General features: G+C 66.0%; 16 protein-coding genes. 7 read left to right on the forward strand and 9 right to left on the reverse strand.

The window, feature by feature from the left end:
- Positions 1-129 precede the first annotated feature (129 nt).
- Together IDT60_RS04200 and fdhA are read left to right on the forward strand one after the other, a co-directional pair.
- Positions 130-1,077: a 2-hydroxyacid dehydrogenase gene (locus IDT60_RS04200; protein WP_191080977.1), complete on the forward strand. Its 948-nt coding sequence runs from the start codon at positions 130-132 to the stop codon at positions 1,075-1,077.
- A 241-nt stretch (positions 1,078-1,318) separates the two neighbouring features.
- Positions 1,319-2,536, forward strand: coding sequence for a formaldehyde dehydrogenase, glutathione-independent (gene fdhA / locus IDT60_RS04205; RefSeq protein ID WP_164201951.1), 1,218 nt, complete (start codon positions 1,319-1,321; stop codon positions 2,534-2,536).
- Between the two features lie 83 nt (positions 2,537-2,619).
- Here fdhA and IDT60_RS04210 read toward each other — a convergent pair whose 3' ends face one another.
- Entirely contained in the window at positions 2,620-3,018 is a 399-nt protein-coding gene (locus IDT60_RS04210) for a DUF1304 family protein (protein ID WP_191080978.1), read from the reverse strand.
- Between the two features lie 119 nt (positions 3,019-3,137).
- On the opposite strand from IDT60_RS04210, the gene IDT60_RS04215 reads away from it, so the two are divergent.
- Entirely contained in the window at positions 3,138-4,175 is a 1,038-nt protein-coding gene (locus tag IDT60_RS04215; protein ID WP_191080979.1) for a helix-turn-helix transcriptional regulator, read from the forward strand.
- A gap of 3 nt (positions 4,176-4,178) precedes the next feature.
- Here the strand turns inward: IDT60_RS04215 and IDT60_RS04220 are convergent, their stop codons facing one another.
- Positions 4,179-4,916, reverse strand: a complete 738-nt coding sequence (locus tag IDT60_RS04220) for a hypothetical protein (RefSeq protein WP_191080980.1) — start codon at positions 4,914-4,916, stop codon at positions 4,179-4,181.
- 130 nt (positions 4,917-5,046) lie between these two features.
- On the opposite strand from IDT60_RS04220, the gene IDT60_RS04225 reads away from it, so the two are divergent.
- From IDT60_RS04225 to IDT60_RS04235, 3 genes are all read left to right on the forward strand, one after another.
- Complete coding sequence (locus tag IDT60_RS04225) at positions 5,047-5,382, forward strand: cupin domain-containing protein (protein ID WP_191080981.1); 336 nt, start codon at positions 5,047-5,049, stop codon at positions 5,380-5,382.
- A 217-nt stretch (positions 5,383-5,599) separates the two neighbouring features.
- Positions 5,600-5,857: a hypothetical protein gene (locus IDT60_RS04230; protein ID WP_191080982.1), complete on the forward strand. Its 258-nt coding sequence runs from the start codon at positions 5,600-5,602 to the stop codon at positions 5,855-5,857.
- Between the two features lie 2 nt (positions 5,858-5,859).
- Positions 5,860-6,288: a hypothetical protein gene (locus tag IDT60_RS04235; protein ID WP_191080983.1), complete on the forward strand. Its 429-nt coding sequence runs from the start codon at positions 5,860-5,862 to the stop codon at positions 6,286-6,288.
- Between the two features lie 71 nt (positions 6,289-6,359).
- Here the strand turns inward: IDT60_RS04235 and IDT60_RS04240 are convergent, their stop codons facing one another.
- From IDT60_RS04240 to rsgA, 5 genes are all read right to left on the reverse strand, one after another.
- Positions 6,360-6,917: a cysteine hydrolase family protein gene (locus tag IDT60_RS04240; RefSeq protein ID WP_191080984.1), complete on the reverse strand. Its 558-nt coding sequence runs from the start codon at positions 6,915-6,917 to the stop codon at positions 6,360-6,362.
- A gap of 153 nt (positions 6,918-7,070) precedes the next feature.
- Entirely contained in the window at positions 7,071-8,369 is a 1,299-nt protein-coding gene (locus IDT60_RS04245) for a Y-family DNA polymerase (protein ID WP_191080985.1), read from the reverse strand.
- Positions 8,362-8,793 (reverse strand): LexA family transcriptional regulator, encoded by a 432-nt coding sequence (locus tag IDT60_RS04250; RefSeq protein ID WP_164201937.1) that lies wholly within the window; start codon positions 8,791-8,793, stop codon positions 8,362-8,364. The genes IDT60_RS04245 and IDT60_RS04250 overlap by 8 nt, the downstream gene beginning before the upstream one ends.
- Positions 8,794-8,969: 176 nt before the next feature.
- The gene (locus tag IDT60_RS04255; RefSeq protein WP_191080986.1) at positions 8,970-9,512 is read right to left on the reverse strand and encodes a hypothetical protein; all 543 of its coding nucleotides are present in this window, start codon (positions 9,510-9,512) and stop codon (positions 8,970-8,972) included.
- A 242-nt stretch (positions 9,513-9,754) separates the two neighbouring features.
- Entirely contained in the window at positions 9,755-10,909 is a 1,155-nt protein-coding gene (gene rsgA, locus IDT60_RS04260; protein ID WP_191080987.1) for a ribosome small subunit-dependent GTPase A, read from the reverse strand.
- A 413-nt stretch (positions 10,910-11,322) separates the two neighbouring features.
- Between rsgA and IDT60_RS04265 the strand changes: the two genes are divergently transcribed.
- On the forward strand, positions 11,323-12,780 hold the full coding sequence (locus tag IDT60_RS04265; RefSeq protein WP_191080988.1) for an FAD-dependent monooxygenase: 1,458 nt from the start codon (positions 11,323-11,325) through the stop codon (positions 12,778-12,780).
- On the opposite strand, the gene IDT60_RS04270 is transcribed toward IDT60_RS04265, so the two are convergent.
- Both IDT60_RS04270 and IDT60_RS04275 read right to left on the reverse strand, forming a co-directional pair.
- Positions 12,777-13,313 carry a GNAT family N-acetyltransferase gene (locus IDT60_RS04270; protein WP_191080989.1) on the reverse strand — a complete coding sequence of 179 codons (537 nt, stop codon included), beginning with the start codon at positions 13,311-13,313 and terminating at the stop codon, positions 12,777-12,779. The two genes, IDT60_RS04265 and IDT60_RS04270, sit on opposite strands and share 4 nt — an antisense overlap.
- Positions 13,314-13,359: 46 nt before the next feature.
- Entirely contained in the window at positions 13,360-14,298 is a 939-nt protein-coding gene (locus IDT60_RS04275; protein ID WP_191080990.1) for a DMT family transporter, read from the reverse strand.
- Positions 14,299-14,482: the final 184 nt, after the last annotated feature.

A 14,482-nucleotide genomic window follows, 5' to 3' on the forward strand; every position in this document is an offset into this window, starting at 1 on the left:
CAGTGGCTACTCCTCCCTCCACCCGCGCAATCTCGCATCCCCTGACCCTGATCTGCTTGATGGCGCGATATCCGCTGCCGCATGAGGGAGGCTGGTTAACTGTCAAGGGAGTCGAGAGAAGGAGCACGCATGTCCGGTGTGGCCACGGAACGGAAACTACGGGTGAGTCTGCCCAGCCAGGAGCTGAAGGATGCGGTGGAGCCGCCTGCCGGCGTCGAGATCTTCCTGTGGGACCTCACCGGCGAGGCGCCCGCGGACCGGTTCGACCTGCTGGTGCCGCCCTACATGGGCAAACCGGACGCGCTGACCGCGCTCGCCGCCGTCGACGTCGGGCTGGTGCAGAGCCAATCCATTGGGTACGACGGCGTTGCTGCGGTCCTGCCCGCGGGCTGCCGTTTCGCCAATGCGGCGGGAGTCCATGAAACGTCGACGGCGGAACTTGCGGTGGGAATGATGATCGCCAGTCAGCGCGGCATCGCAGACTTCGTGCGGAATGCTGCCACCGGCACCTGGGACAACGCGCAGCGCCCCAGCCTCGCGGACCGGCGTGTGCTCCTGGTGGGCTACGGGGGAGTGGGGAAGGCGATCGAGGCCAGGCTGCTGCCGTTCGAAACAGAGGTGACCCGGCTCGCCAGCCGTGGCCGGGAGGACGATCGCGGCAGGATTTACGGGATTGACGCCCTGTACGGGCAGTTGCCGCTGCATGACATCGTGGTGGTAAGCGTGCCCTTGGGCGAGCAGACCAGGCACCTCGTGGACGGCAAGTTCCTGGCCGCGATGCCGGACGGCGCGCTGCTGGTGAACGTGGCCCGCGGTCCCGTGGCAGACACGGATGCCCTGCTCCGCGAGACCTCAACCGGAAGGCTCCGGGCCGCCCTGGACGTGACCGATCCGGAGCCGCTGCCGCGGGACCACCCGCTGTGGACTGTGCCCGGCGTCCTGATCACGCCGCATGTGGGCGGCGCGAGCACTGCCATGCTGCCGCGGATGGCGCGCCTGATACGGAAGCAGATCGGACTGCTGCTGGCCGGCGACAAGCCGGTGAATGTGGTGCTGGACGGGGATGCCGGGCGCTAGCCGGCGTTCGCATCCTGTAGCAAAGATTCGCATCCTGTAGCAAAGACAGGGGTAACAGATAGGGGGCTCTTGCTATGGCCCTTTCGGGGAGGCATGCCTAGACTGGCGGGACCTCCGACGGCAGGAAAGACATGCAGCTGCTCAAACCGTGGGCAGCCCCTGCATCCGGGGGTCCATCGCAACACTTTATGATCCACTGCGGACCCCACCGGGTGCGCAGGGCTGACAAAGGAGAGCACTGATGACAGGGAACAAAGCCGTTGCCTACAAGGAACCCGGCAAAGTCGAACTGATCGACATCGATTATCCGAGCTTCGAACTCAAGGACGGGCCGGGCGTAAACCCGGCGAACGTGGGACGGGCGGTCAATCATGGAGTCATCCTGAAGACCGTGGCCACCAACATCTGCGGATCGGACCAGCACATGGTGCGCGGGCGCACCACCGCTCCGGCCAACCTGGTGCTGGGTCATGAAATTACCGGCGAAGTGGTGGAGGTGGGCCGCGACGTCGAATTCATCAAAGTCGGGGACCTCTGTTCAGTGCCGTTCAATATCGCTTGCGGCCGGTGCCGCAACTGCAAGGAACGCAAAACCGGCATCTGCCTGAACGTCAACCCGGACCGCCCGGGCAGCGCCTACGGGTATGTGGACATGGGCGGCTGGGTGGGTGGCCAGGCGAACTACGTGCTGGTGCCCTACGCCGACTGGAACCTGCTGAAGTTCCCGGACAAGGACCGGGCCATGGAGAAAATCATGGACCTCGCCATGCTGTCGGACATCTTCCCCACCGGGTTCCATGGCGCCGTGACCGCAGGGGTGGGCGTCGGATCCACCGTGTACGTGGCAGGCGCCGGTCCTGTGGGACTCGCAGCGGCCACCAGCGCGCACCTGCTCGGTGCCGCCGTCGTGATTGTGGGTGACCTCAACGAGGACCGGCTGGCGCGGGCTCGCAGTTTTGGCTGCGAAACGGTGGATCTCACCAAGGGCGGCCCGGCGGAGCAGATCGAACAGATCCTCGGCGTGCCTGAGGTGGACTGCGGCGTGGATGCGGTGGGCTTCGAAGCGCGCGGGCACGGGCACGGAAGGGACGCCGAGGAAGCACCTGCCACGGTGCTTAACTCGCTGATGGAAATCACCGCGGCCGGCGGCGCGCTCGGCATCCCGGGCCTCTACGTGACCGGCGATCCCGGCGGCATTGACGAGGCCGCCAAGAAGGGCGCCCTGAGCCTCAGCCTGGGTACCGGCTGGGCGAAGTCGCTGAGCTTCACCACCGGCCAGTGCCCGGTGATGAAGTACAACCGGCAGCTGATGATGGCCATCCTGAACGACAGGGTGAACATCGCCAAGAACGTGAACGCCAAGGCAATCACCCTTGAGGAGGCACCGCAGGGCTACGCGGAGTTCGACGCCGGGGCGGCCACCAAGTACGTCCTCAACCCGAACGGCTACCTCAGCTAAGCCGTCGCAGGGCCGGGTGCATAACGCATCCGGTCCTGCTTTTCGGCGCCGGGATGCCCGGGCTGGCCGGACGTGCCGACCGGTTAAAACGGCAGCGCGATCAGTGTGATCAGGGCCGGCACGGTGGCGCCCAGCGTGCCCGGGATACTGTCGCCCTTCCTGGGGTAGTGGCCCTGCATGTCCGCCAGGAACATGGCCGGGGCGGTGAGCACCATGTTCGCGCAGCAGTAGATCACCAGGGTGTAGCCCACCACGAGGTAGCCCAGGTTCACGGCCACCACCCCGGCCAGGACTCCCAGGCCGATCGCCAGGTTGCGGAACCCGGTGGGGATGGCCCACATCATCACGGCGGGAACATTCTGGGGCGGTGTGCTGAGGAATTTTTGCGGGCCCGGCCGGTGCATCAGGAAGCTCTCCAGCGGGAACACCACGATGTAGATCAGTGCCGCGATGACCGCGGAAATCTGGGATACGGCGTTCATGGGGGAAGCGTACGACGGCGGTGCACACCGGCCCATCCCCTGCCAGGGGGTACCGGGGTGCTTTCGAAATCCCCGTTGTGGGGGATTGCGGCGGCGGTCCCCGCGCGGATACTGGTGCTATGTGGGAAGAACGCGCTGAGCGTGCCCGGCGGGAGATCGCCGCCCTGGCCGCCGGCGGCATGGGCCTGGCCGAGCTGTATGCCTCGGCGCTCGCCGTTGTGCAGCGGGAGGTCCCGTTCGAGCAAGGGTGCTGGGCCGGCGTCGACCCTGACTCCTTGGTGATGACGTCCATTACCAACTGGCGGGACTGGGGCGTCACCGCGGAGTATGCGGCGCGGTTCGCCGCGACGGAGTACGCCGGGCAGGAACCCAACAGGTTCGCGGAGCTGTCCCTGCGCCCACAGACCGTGGCCCGGATTTCAGATGCCCCGCACCGGGATGTGGCCGGCAGCGTCCGGATCAACGACATCCTGAAGCCGCTCGGCCTGGAACACGAACTGCGGGCCGCGTTTCGCGTGGACGAGGCGTGCTGGGGAGTGGGGAGCATCTTCCGGGGACCGGGGCGGGATTTCTCGGACCGCGAGGTGGAATTCCTGGGGGCGGTGACGGCTACATTGGCGGCCGCCAGCCGGATCGCGGTGCGGGCGGAGCACGCCGGGCGGCGGGCCCCGGGCGGGCCGGTGATCGTGATTGCCGGACTGCACGGCGAACTGCGGGCGGCTACTGCGGCAGCAGCCGCCTGGCTGGCAGACGTGGAGGACGCTGCCCCGGGCCGTTTCACCATGACGCTGTACTCCGTCGTGGCACGTGCCCATGCCTCCGCTTCAGGCACGGCGCGGGCAAGAATGCGCGACGCCCGCAATAACTGGGTGGTGCTGCAGGCAAGCCGCCTTATCACCGGTGACGATCCGGAACAGATGGTGGTCACCGTGGAACCTGCCACCACTCTGGACCTGGCCACCCTGCTGCTGGCGGCCTACGGGGTCACCGCCCGTGAGCAGGAGGTCTGCCTGGAGGTCCTGTCGGGGAGTCCAACTGTGGAGATCGCCCGGCACTTGTTCATTTCCCCGCATACGGTGCACGACCACCTGAAATCACTCTTCGGGAAGGTGGGCGTCGGCAGCCGCGGCGAGCTGGTGGCCAAACTGGTGGCGTGAGGGTTACCTCGCCCTGCCGGCGTTCGCGGGCAGGTGGCGGCCCGGGTCGAACGTGTCGAAGGAGGATGCACCGATCAGGAAGATGCCGCGTTGGGGGATCCAGAAATCGCCGAGCCGCGTCTGGTCCTGCAGGGGCTGCGGCGTTCCCAGGTCTTCGCCGTCAAGGGTGGCAGTGCTTGAGGAGACAAACCACATGCGGCGGGGCTTGGCACGGAAGCCCTGGCCGTTCGGCACGTCGCCCGCCAGGCCCAGCCGGCCCGCCCTCAGGGCTGGGCCGGCCGCGGCACCCATCATTCTCAGGAATCGTCCGTTTTCCAGGAGGAAGCCCGGCAGGGCGCTCATGACGGCAGTCATGGCCCGGGTCAGGGGAGTGGGCTCGAGCTCAAGCTCCCAGGTCAGGTTTAGTCCGCCCCGGACTGCCACTGCTAGCGCGGCCTCCCCCGTCCAGGTGACGTCTACGGGGCACTGGACCGTGGACGCCAGCGCCGCGCCGAAGTAGCGGGCGCACGAGACCTCGGGCGGGGCGTCGGCGCAGATGGTCCAGGCGCCGGAGGGCCGCCGCAGCCAGACCGATGAGTAGCCGGGCCCCACGCTGGTGACCGGGAAGCGTCGCATTGCCAGGACATGGCCCGAGCTAAAGGGCAGTCCCATCACGCCGTATCCGGTGAACCGTTCGTTATCACCCTGCCCAAGGGTGGCATGGTGTTCAGCGTCGTAGGCCTGCGCCCGGATGCTTTTCATGGCAGTGTGCCTCCGCCTCGAATGGTGGGCCCAGTCTACGCCCGCGGTTCGTGGCTACCGGGGGTTGGCGTCCAACGCAAGAGTCGTTGGCACCCCGGTTCAGGACGCGCATTGGGGGTACGGTGTCCTCATGCAGAAGATATCGATTGAGGCCCTGGCCCGTCAGCAGATCGCGGCGGCCGTCGCGGCACCCAGCGGGAGGGCTGCCGACACCGCCTTCGGCGGACACGAAAAGAAGCTGCGGCAGACCGTCATGGCCTTCCGGGCCGGCACACAGCTCAGCGAACATCAGAACCCTGGCGAGGCCACGGTTTACGTCATCACCGGGTCTGTATGGCTGAAGGCGGGCGAGGAATCGTGGCAGGGCAAGGCGGGGGACCTGCTGATCGTGCCGGACGGGCTGCACAGCCTTGTAGCGGACGAGGACTCGGCGGTGCTGTTCACGGTGGTCAAGACCGACCGTTAGTGAGGCGCCGTCCTGGTTATGGCATCCAGTTCCCGCAACATAAGTGTTCGGCGTCCTGGGCTCCACCCTCTGGACACGTCAGGAGACGGGGCGTAGATTCAGAGTGGTTGACGTCACTTTTCGGTGATTGTCCCCTTCTCGGCTCCGTGCAAAGCCGTTTGGAGATGTCGCTATAGCCTCATGGCGGCCAGAGTGCACACAGCGAAAGAGAGCCACCATGGCCCCCTCGCACTTCACCCAGTTCCTTGCAGAAGCCACCACCGCCGACTTTGATACGGATTGTCCGCTGACCGCGGATTGCCTGTATGGGCTTTACACCAGCTGGTGTCTCCTTCACGGTCTGGAGGTCAGGCCGGACGAAACCTTCCGGGCCGCAATGCATCGGCTGGGAGTGGACGTTAACAACAGCCGCCTGCGGATGGTTGGTCCGGCGGCCGCGGATTACATCCTGTCCAGTTACCCCTACGCTGCCTGAGGATGTCCATCGATCCACACGTCCCCCTTGACCACGCTTCAGGAGGACGGGACGAACCTGCGCTGGTATGTGGCCGGTGCGGCACTGATAAGAACCTGTTGCTGCATTCCATCTCGGCGGCCCGCCCGCCGGTCCGGGACATGGTGGAGGTCGGATACTCCTGCACGAGGTGCAGACTCGACGATGTCCGCCTCGCAGACGTGGCGGACGTCGCCGCGGTGCTGAACCGCACCAGCAGCCCGCAGGATGTCCTCGTGTTCGGCGGGAACTACATCCATTGCGGCCAGCCTATGCAGCGGTTCGGCGCCGAGATCCGACGGCTCGTGGCACCCATGTCGACGGAGCGGGAAGCCGATGACGCTTTGGACATCTACCTCAGGACACGGGTGCTGCGGTGCGCCTGCGGCTTCCAGATAGAGCTGCCCGACTGATTCCCGTAGACGGATCGTGTGGGTTCCCTGATGGTTCGTGTGGGTTCCCTGATGGTTCGTGTGGGGGGTCGCTACTGTGCCGCCTCGAGCAGCCCGATGATTTCCGTGAGCGGCAGGACGCGCTGGCGGTACTCGCGGGACAGGATGTCCTGTACGGCCGCGGCGGCATTTTTGTCCTCCGATGCAGTGGCATCAGCGGCGTGGATAACCCTGATGTTGTAGGCGAAGGCGTCGGCGGCTGTTTGGGCCACGCAGTTATGCGTTGATACCCCGGCCAGCACGATTGTGTCCGCGTTCCAGTTTCGCAGGCGCAGGTGCAGGTCCGTACCGAGGAAGGCGCTGTCCCTCGTTTTCAGGAGATGGGGGAGCCCTTCCGTCCTCAGGCCGGGGACGAAATCGGCCTGCGCCGTGCCGCGGAAGATGAAACCCTGATCATCCTCGAGCATGTTCAGCGTCCAGGTCGATTTGTCCTGCTCGTGCTCGGTCTTCACAAGCAGGACCTTGACGTTGTTGTCCTTCGCCGCGGTTATCAGGTGGTTGCATTGGCGGACCGTCTCCTCTTTCTGCCGCTCAAGAGCGGGATCCTCGAAGAAGGCCTGCTGCATATCGATCATCAATACTGCAATCATGTCCGTCCTCCTCGACGTGTGCGGTGCGCTTCCGGACGGACCGGGGCCGCATCGCTAACGCTAAAAACTAAGCATGCTTAGAAAGTAGCAAGGCCTGCAGGTCCTGAAAAGGGGATACCGGCCAGCGTGCGCTCCTGCCTGAGGCCGTCCGTGCTAGGCGGCTTTGACGAGGGGCAGTTCATCCCACCGGGTGGTGTAGCGGGGCGAGAGCATGTCCCGCTTCATGGTCCAGTCGAGCCCGCTGCGGATGCCGGCATGGCCGAGGCCGATGGAGCCGCGGCCGTACTTTCGGGAAACGTCTTCGAGAAGGCTGCCGATGTGGCGTTCCTCGTGCGGGTTCTCGAACACGGCTAAGGGCGCCTGGTTGCCGGTGGGCCGCAGGTCGGTGACCATGATTCCGGCCTTGGCGTATTTCACGCCCTCGTGGATCAGGGGCAGGAGCGCGTGCGCGGCCCGGGTCAGGATTACCGGATCCGCTGTGGGCATCGGCAGCGGGACGCACACTGACGGGAAGGATGTGTCGTTGGGGTTGAAGTGTGAGGTGGCGGCGAACGAAGTGAGGACTTTGGCCTGCAGGTCATGCTTTGCCAGCCGGGCTGAAGCCTGCTGGCCGTAGACGGAGAGGACCTGGCGGAGGTCGTGCGCGGTGGTAATCGCCGTGGCGAAGGAGCGGGAGAAAATCAGCTGGTCCCGGCCGACCCTCTCCTCCTCCATCGGGATGCAGGGGGTGCCTTGGAGTTCCAGGACGGTGCGCATCATGACCACGGAAAACCGGTCCCGGATCATCACCGGATCTGCCCGGGACAGGTCGAGGATGGAATGGATGCCGCGGGCGTTGAGCCGTTTGGTCAGCCGCGTGGCGATTCCCCAGATCTCGATGACCGAAAGACGGCTCATCAGCGTTTCCCGGTCCTCGGCCGGAACGGAATCCCAGTGGCAGACGCCGCCGAAGGCCGGGTTGTTTTTCGCCCATTTGTTGGCCAGCTTCGCGAGAGTCTTTGTGGTGGCAATCCCGACGCAGACGGGCACGCCGACGTTCCGCCGGACGGCGGTTTTCATTTCATGGCCGAGGGTGAGCAGTTCCGCCGGGGTGCCTTTGACGCCGAGGAAGGCCTCGTCGATGCTGAAGACCTCGAGCCAGGCCGAGTAGCGGCCCAGCAGTTCCATTACCCGGGCACTGATGTCGCCGTAGAGTTCGTAGTTGCTGGACAGGGCAACGAGCCCCCATTCCTTGGCCCGCGGGGCGAGCTTGAACCACGGCTCACCGATGGGGATGCCCAGCGCCTTGGCTTCCGGGGAGCGGGTGACGGCGCAGCCGTCATTGTTGGACAGGACCACGACGGGCCGGCCCTCCAAGGACGGATCAAAGGCCCGTTCGGCGGAGGCATAGAAGCAATTCACGTCCACGTGGGCGATCTGCGGCATGTGCCGCATCAGGGCCGGCTTAGACATGGTGCAGGCACCGCGTCGCCACGCCCCAGATGGTGAGCTCGCTGAGGGTGGGAACCCGGATGTCCGGATAACGGGGGTTCTCCGCCTGGAGCACGACGCCGGCGGGCGTGATCCGCAGCCGCTTCACCGTGAGTTCCCCATCCAAGACCGCGACCACGACGCAGCCGTCCCGTGGCTCCAGCGCCCTGTTCACGATCAGTTCATCGCCGTCGCTGATCCCGGCACCTTCCATCGAGTCCCCGGACACCCGCACCACGTACGTGCTGGTGATGTCCTTGATCAGGTGCTCGTTCAGATCGATCCGGCCGTCAAAGTAGTCCTGCGCCGGCGACGGGAAGCCCGCAGCGACGGGAACGGGAGAGATTAGAACTGACAGCAATGAGACGCCCGCATCTATCACGCGGGGCCCGATAAGTACGCCCACAACACACCTTTATTCGAATATATGTTCGATTCATTCAGTGTAGCGCGAGGGGGCGACAAAAGAGCTTCCCGCTGTATCGCGAGGAGTTCAGGGTGGCCAAGCTCCGCACCCTCGGGGGCGGGACGTCGTTCTGACGGCATCGCCGCCGCCCCCGATGGGCCTGGCCACAGTGGCTGTTACTTCTTAGTGGGGCAGCTCAGGTCCGGGTTGAAGGCTGCGAACATGCCGTCCGGGTTGTCCCTCCATACCCATGCGTGGAGCGCCCAGGAGTCGGGGAACGGGCCTTTTTCGAAGTCGACGCCGGCAATCGACGGCTGGTCGTCCGCCGTCGAGATAAATTCAACGGCTACCAGCCTGAACTCTCCAGACCGATTCGGCATGTACACAAGAACCTCAGGCTTTCGCGGCTGGGTCTTGTCATCGATCAGGTCCTCCTTGGCGTAGTGGTAGCCCATTGCCCCGCCCTCGGGATGATCGATGCATTCAGTGATTCGCTTGTAGCCGTCCTTCTTGGCGTTCTTCAGCCAGCGGTAGTCTTCGGTAACGTTGCGCAGGATCCTGACCAGCCGGCGCTGATCGTCATTGTTCCGCCAGTCGTCGCTGTGGTCCGAATCCCCGTGCCCGGATCCTCCATGGGCCACCGCCGTTCCGGGAGCGAGTCCCATGGCAAGTACTGCCGCGGTGGCCATGGACAGTAGCCCCGTCTTGGTGCGATTCATCGTTGATCTTCTACCCCTCTGAGACCAATATCTTCTGTTTCAGGGAAGCGAAGCGCGGGAAGGGAGCAGGCCCACCTTCGCCAGGATGCCGGCAGAGTTCCCCGGGAACTGCCGGTGAATGAGCCGCCCGGTCGGCAGATCGTCCAACGAATGGAGCGGCGTTTCCAGTATGCTCCTGCTGCAAAACGCAGCGCTACGCTACGGACGGGTAGTAGGGGTGCCAACTGTGCACGCACACCTGATCAGCGGCGCTTGCGTCCGGGCCGGTCCCTCCGCTCGGCCGTCTCTCGCTCCGCCCACCGTTGCGACTTCCCGGCGGATACCACCTTCTGGTGCCACTCCCGCTGGTAGGCCCGCTGGGCGGCAGAGTCGCTCCGGCGGGCCAAGGCGGCCAGTTCGCGCTGCATCTTCAGATAGTTGTGCCAGCGGCGTTCCTCGAGCAGACCGTCGTCGATCGCTGCCTGGACGGCGCACCCGGGCTCACCCTGGTGGGCGCAGTCCGAGAACCTGCATTCGCTTGCCAGTGCCGCCACGTCGCCGAACATCTCGCCGATCCCGTCCTCGGCGTCGAACAGTCCGAAGCCGCGGACGCCGGGTGTGTCCATCAGGACGGTTCCGTTGGGCAGCGGCACCAGCTCGCGCGAGGTGGTGGTGTGCTTGCCCTTGAAGTCACCGCTCCGAACCTCTCCGGTGTCCTGGACGTCGCGGCCCACCAGGGCGTTGATGAGCGTGGACTTCCCGGCGCCGGACGGCCCCAGGAGGACAATGGTTCCTCCCGCCGGAATGTGTCCCAGCAGTTCGTCAATGCCGTCGCGGGTCTCCGCGGACGTGGTGACCACGTCCACACCCGCCGCCTGCAGGATCACTTTCCCGACGACGTCGTCCGCCACCGCGGCGAGGTCCGCCTTGGTGATGATCACCAGGGGAGTGGCCCCGGAATCCCAGGCGGCTACAAGTGTCCGCTCCAGCCGGTTGTGCGTAAGGGGCCGGTCCACGGGCACCACCACGCCCACCATGTCCATGTTGGCGGCCAGGACCTGCGCGGCAGAGGAGTCCTCGAAAGCGCGCTTGCGGCTCAGTTCCGAGCGGCGCGGAAGGACGCCCAGGATCTGGCGCTCGCCGGCCCGGTTGGGCCCGATCCACACCCAGTCCCCGGTCACCGCCGTTTCACCGGTCAGCGGGTAGGGCAGGTGCAGCAGGTCGGTGCCCACCGCCACGACCAGCAGGTTGCGGTCCACGCGGACCACCCGGCCGGGCGCGGTGGCGGATGCGAGGGGATGGCTTGCGAAGTGTTGGGCGACGGACGGGGTGAAGCCGAACAGGCGCGGGCCGCCGCTGGTTGGTGTTGTGGGGTCAGGGATGGTGCTGTTCAGGGTGCTGCCTGAAGAAGAGTTCACTGTGAAACCTCAAGGGGAAGTCCCCGCGCACCGGCCGCTGACGGCCTTGGGTTTCCGGGCGCTCCGCTGATGAGGTCAGGCGGTGCCGGTGCGGTCCAGGGAAGGTTTTTGGATGACAGGTGCGGAGCGCGCAGGGCGCACGGCTGTGACAATCATCAAAACACCTCCCTCTGTCGCGGTGGGACCGGTTTCGGCCCGGTCCTACTGTAGCTGCGGACGGTGCGATCCGCCAGAGGTTTTTGCAGGCCAGCAGCGGACCGTAATGGTTCCCCTCCAGTTCCAATGTAATGCGCGTCCGGGGGCTTGCGGCAAGGCCCCCCACATGCCGCAAACTGGCTCGGATACGCCCTGACATCATGCAGGGAAACAGCCGCAGGGCGGGCACGGAAAAAAGCGTGGAAAGGCGGGGTCTGATGGTTGACGTGATCATTGCCGGCGGCGGCCCGACCGGGATGATGCTGGCCGGTGAACTGGCGCTGGCAGGCATCGATGTGGCGATTGCGGAGCGCCGCCCCACGCCGGAGCTGGCGGGCTCGCGCGCGGGCGGGTTCCACTCCAGGACCATCGAAATCCTCGATCAGCGCGGAATTGCGGACCGCTTCCTCGCTGAGGGCAAACCTGTCCAGGCGGCGTTCTTCGGGACCACCAAGCTGGATGTGAGCGACTTTCCCAGCCGGCACCCGTACACGCTCGGCCTGTGGCAGAACCACATCGAGCGGATCCTGGCCGGCTGGATCGGAGAGCTGGGTGTGCCGGTCCACCGGGGACGTGCGGTGACCGGCTTTGACCAGGACGCCGGCGGTGTGGAGGTGCATCTCAGCGACGGGACGATGATGCGGGCGCTCTACCTGGTGGGCGCCGACGGCGGGCGCAGCGCTGTCCGGAAGGCAGCCGGCATCGGGTTCCCCGGCTGGGATGCGACCAGGAGCAGCCTGATCGCCGAGGTGGAGGTGACCGGGGAGACTCCGGCGGGCATGCGCATCGATGAGGTGGGGGTCCATGGGCTGTCCCTCATGGAGGACGGCCGGACCACGCGGGTGGTGGTCACGGAGAAGCACATCGGACCGGCCACCGAGCCCACGCTGGCTGACCTGAGCAGGGCGCTGAAGGACATCTACAGCACCGACTTCGGCGTCCATTCTCCGACCTGGATCTCCCGATTCAGCGACGCCACCCGGCAGGCCGCGGCCTACCGCAGCGGCCGGGTGCTGCTGGCCGGGGACGCCGCGCACATCCATTCCCCGTCGGGCGGACAGGGGATCGGGCTCGGCATCCAGGACGCCGTGAACCTCGGCTGGAAGCTCGCCCAGGTGGTCAGGGGAATCGCGCTGGACAGCCTCCTTGACACTTACCATGCCGAGCGGCACTCCGCCGGGGCCCGTGCGCTGAAGCACACCATGGCGCAGGCCGTGATGCAGCGGGCCGATCCGCGCGTCGGTGCGCTGGCCGATACGGTGGCAGGCCTGCTGGACATCGATGAGGCCCGGAAGCGGCTGGGCGGGCTCATTTCCGGCCTGGACGTCCGCTACGACTTCGGCGAGGGGCACCCGCTGCTGGGCCGCCGCATGCCCGATCTCGACGTCGTCGCCGCCGCCGGTCCGCTGCGCATGTTCACCCTCCTGCACCACGCCCGTGCGGTGCTGCTCAACCTCGGCGCGCCCGGCAGCATTGACCCGGGGCCGTGGGCGGAGCGGGTGCAGGCGGTGGACGCAACGTACGACGGCGGGTGGCAGCTTCCGGTGATCGGTGCGGTCAGCGCCCCTGCCGCCGTGCTGATCCGGCCGGACGGGTATGTGGCGTGGACGGGAGACGGGACCAGAACGGGGCTTGAGCAAGCGCTGGCCATCTGGTTCGGGCCTGCGCGGCCCTAACTGCCTGCGATACGGATTGCGGTGTCAATCCAGTAGCGGCGCTTCCCGTTGCGCGTGTCTTCGTACACGCCGCCATTCTTTTCAATCGTCGCCCGCGAGCCGAAGTTTTCCTCATCGCAGGTGAGCAGTGCCCGGCCGATGCCCAGGTCCCGGGCCATCGGCAGGGCCTCCGCCAGGGCAGCAGATGCGTGCCCGCGGCGCCGGGCGGAAGGCCTGACGCTGTAGCCGATGTGTCCGCCCTGCTCGAGGAGGAAATCGGTCAGATGATGCCTGATGGCCAGGGAGCCCAGGAACGTCCCGCCGTCCACGATCCACAGGTAGGTGCAGGGCACGTGCCCCGGCGGGCGCGGGCTCTCCGGCAACGCATCGTTGCGGAGCGAGTCCACAAACCGGCGGAAGGTCCGGGCCTCCTTGAGTTCTGCCACCGGCCAGCCGTCTGAACCGCCGCCGTCCTGGCGGGTTCCATCAAATTCGGCGGCTCCCTCCAACCAGGAGGAGTGGTAGCTGACGTCGGGGGCGATGAGGAGAGGCATCCCAAAATCCTAGTTGCCGGGGGCCGCGGACCGGTGCAACGCAGTACTAATCCACGGCCCGTGCCTGAGGAGCACTGCCCGTCGGGGGCGGTTCGGGGCGCCTGGCGAAGGCCTCCTTGTTGGCCAAGGCAACACCGGCGATGACAACGGTCCCGCCGAGCACCTGCGCGAGGGTGAGTGCCTGTCCCGTCAGGAGGGTCAGGATGGCGGCGAACACGGTGATGAGGTTAAGGAAGACACCGGCCTTTGCGGGTTCGATGGTTTGCAGTGCCCGGTTCCAGAGCAGGTAGGACAGCAGCGACGGGAACACCGCGATGTACGCCATGGACCACGCAGTGCCGGCAGTCTGTGGCAGGTCGATGCCCTGGACCAGGGCCACGGGAGTCAGCGCCGCCACGAGGATGAATGCCTGCAGGGCGGTGGAGGTGATGGGCGGCAGGCGGGGTGCCCGGCGTCCGATGATCGTGTAGGCCGTCCAGCTGACAATCGCCCCGAGCATCAGCAGATCCCCGGCGTTGTGCTGTGCTTCCAGCAGGGTGACCAGGTTGCCCTTGCTGAGGATCACCAGCACGCCCAACAGGGCGAGCAGCAAGCCCACGACGGCGGCCCTGCTGAGACGTTCGTGCAGGAACAGGACCGAAGCCACCACAATCAGCGCCGGGTTGAAGGCGTTGATCAGCGAGGCGTTGAAAGGATCGGTGAACTGCAGGGCGGCGTAAAGCAGGAAGTTGTAGCCTGCGAGGCCGAAAAGGCTCAGCGCCAGCAGCCAGGGCCAGGCACGCAGGACCAGCCGCCACGCCGGGCGTTCGACCACCTGCGCCACGAGGAACAGCGGCACCACGGCCAGCAGCCACCGCAGATAGACCAGGCTCAATGGGCTGAGTTCGGCTACCGCGATCTTTCCCACAACATAGTTGCCGGCCCAGAAAAGCGTTGCAGCAACAAGTGAGAGGGCAGCAACCAGCATCGAACGTGACAGACGCATGGGCCTCCTCCTGGCCACTGCGGGCCGAGTCCTACTTCATCAACACCCTCCCACACGGCCGGGACAAAAGCTCAAATGGGGTAGGCGCTGCAATATACGGGCACGTGCCGGGCTCTTAAAATTGTTTGTACGGGTGGACGTGAAAGACCGTCCGGCGATGCGTCGTCCAATATGGCGATCACTG

It is taken from the genome of Pseudarthrobacter sp. BIM B-2242 (assembly GCF_014764445.1).
Lineage (GTDB): Bacteria > Actinomycetota > Actinomycetes > Actinomycetales > Micrococcaceae > Arthrobacter > Arthrobacter luteus_A.

Bases quoted from the DNA above. Each gene is read 5' to 3' on its own strand.
- IDT60_RS04200 (WP_191080977.1), top strand. From the start codon at position 130: ATGTCCGGTGTGGCCACGGAACGGAAACTACGGGTGAGTCTGCCCAGC.
- fdhA (WP_164201951.1), top strand. From the start codon at position 1,319: ATGACAGGGAACAAAGCCGTTGCCTACAAGGAACCCGGCAAAGTCGAA.
- IDT60_RS04210 (WP_191080978.1), bottom strand. From the start codon at position 3,018: ATGAACGCCGTATCCCAGATTTCCGCGGTCATCGCGGCACTGATCTAC.
- IDT60_RS04215 (WP_191080979.1), top strand. From the start codon at position 3,138: ATGTGGGAAGAACGCGCTGAGCGTGCCCGGCGGGAGATCGCCGCCCTG.
- IDT60_RS04220 (WP_191080980.1), bottom strand. From the start codon at position 4,916: ATGAAAAGCATCCGGGCGCAGGCCTACGACGCTGAACACCATGCCACC.
- IDT60_RS04225 (WP_191080981.1), top strand. From the start codon at position 5,047: ATGCAGAAGATATCGATTGAGGCCCTGGCCCGTCAGCAGATCGCGGCG.
- IDT60_RS04230 (WP_191080982.1), top strand. From the start codon at position 5,600: ATGGCCCCCTCGCACTTCACCCAGTTCCTTGCAGAAGCCACCACCGCC.
- IDT60_RS04235 (WP_191080983.1), top strand. From the start codon at position 5,860: ATGTCCATCGATCCACACGTCCCCCTTGACCACGCTTCAGGAGGACGG.
- IDT60_RS04240 (WP_191080984.1), bottom strand. From the start codon at position 6,917: ATGATTGCAGTATTGATGATCGATATGCAGCAGGCCTTCTTCGAGGAT.
- IDT60_RS04245 (WP_191080985.1), bottom strand. From the start codon at position 8,369: ATGTCTAAGCCGGCCCTGATGCGGCACATGCCGCAGATCGCCCACGTG.
- IDT60_RS04255 (WP_191080986.1), bottom strand. From the start codon at position 9,512: ATGAATCGCACCAAGACGGGGCTACTGTCCATGGCCACCGCGGCAGTA.
- IDT60_RS04265 (WP_191080988.1), top strand. From the start codon at position 11,323: ATGGTTGACGTGATCATTGCCGGCGGCGGCCCGACCGGGATGATGCTG.
- IDT60_RS04270 (WP_191080989.1), bottom strand. From the start codon at position 13,313: ATGCCTCTCCTCATCGCCCCCGACGTCAGCTACCACTCCTCCTGGTTG.
- IDT60_RS04275 (WP_191080990.1), bottom strand. From the start codon at position 14,298: ATGCGTCTGTCACGTTCGATGCTGGTTGCTGCCCTCTCACTTGTTGCT.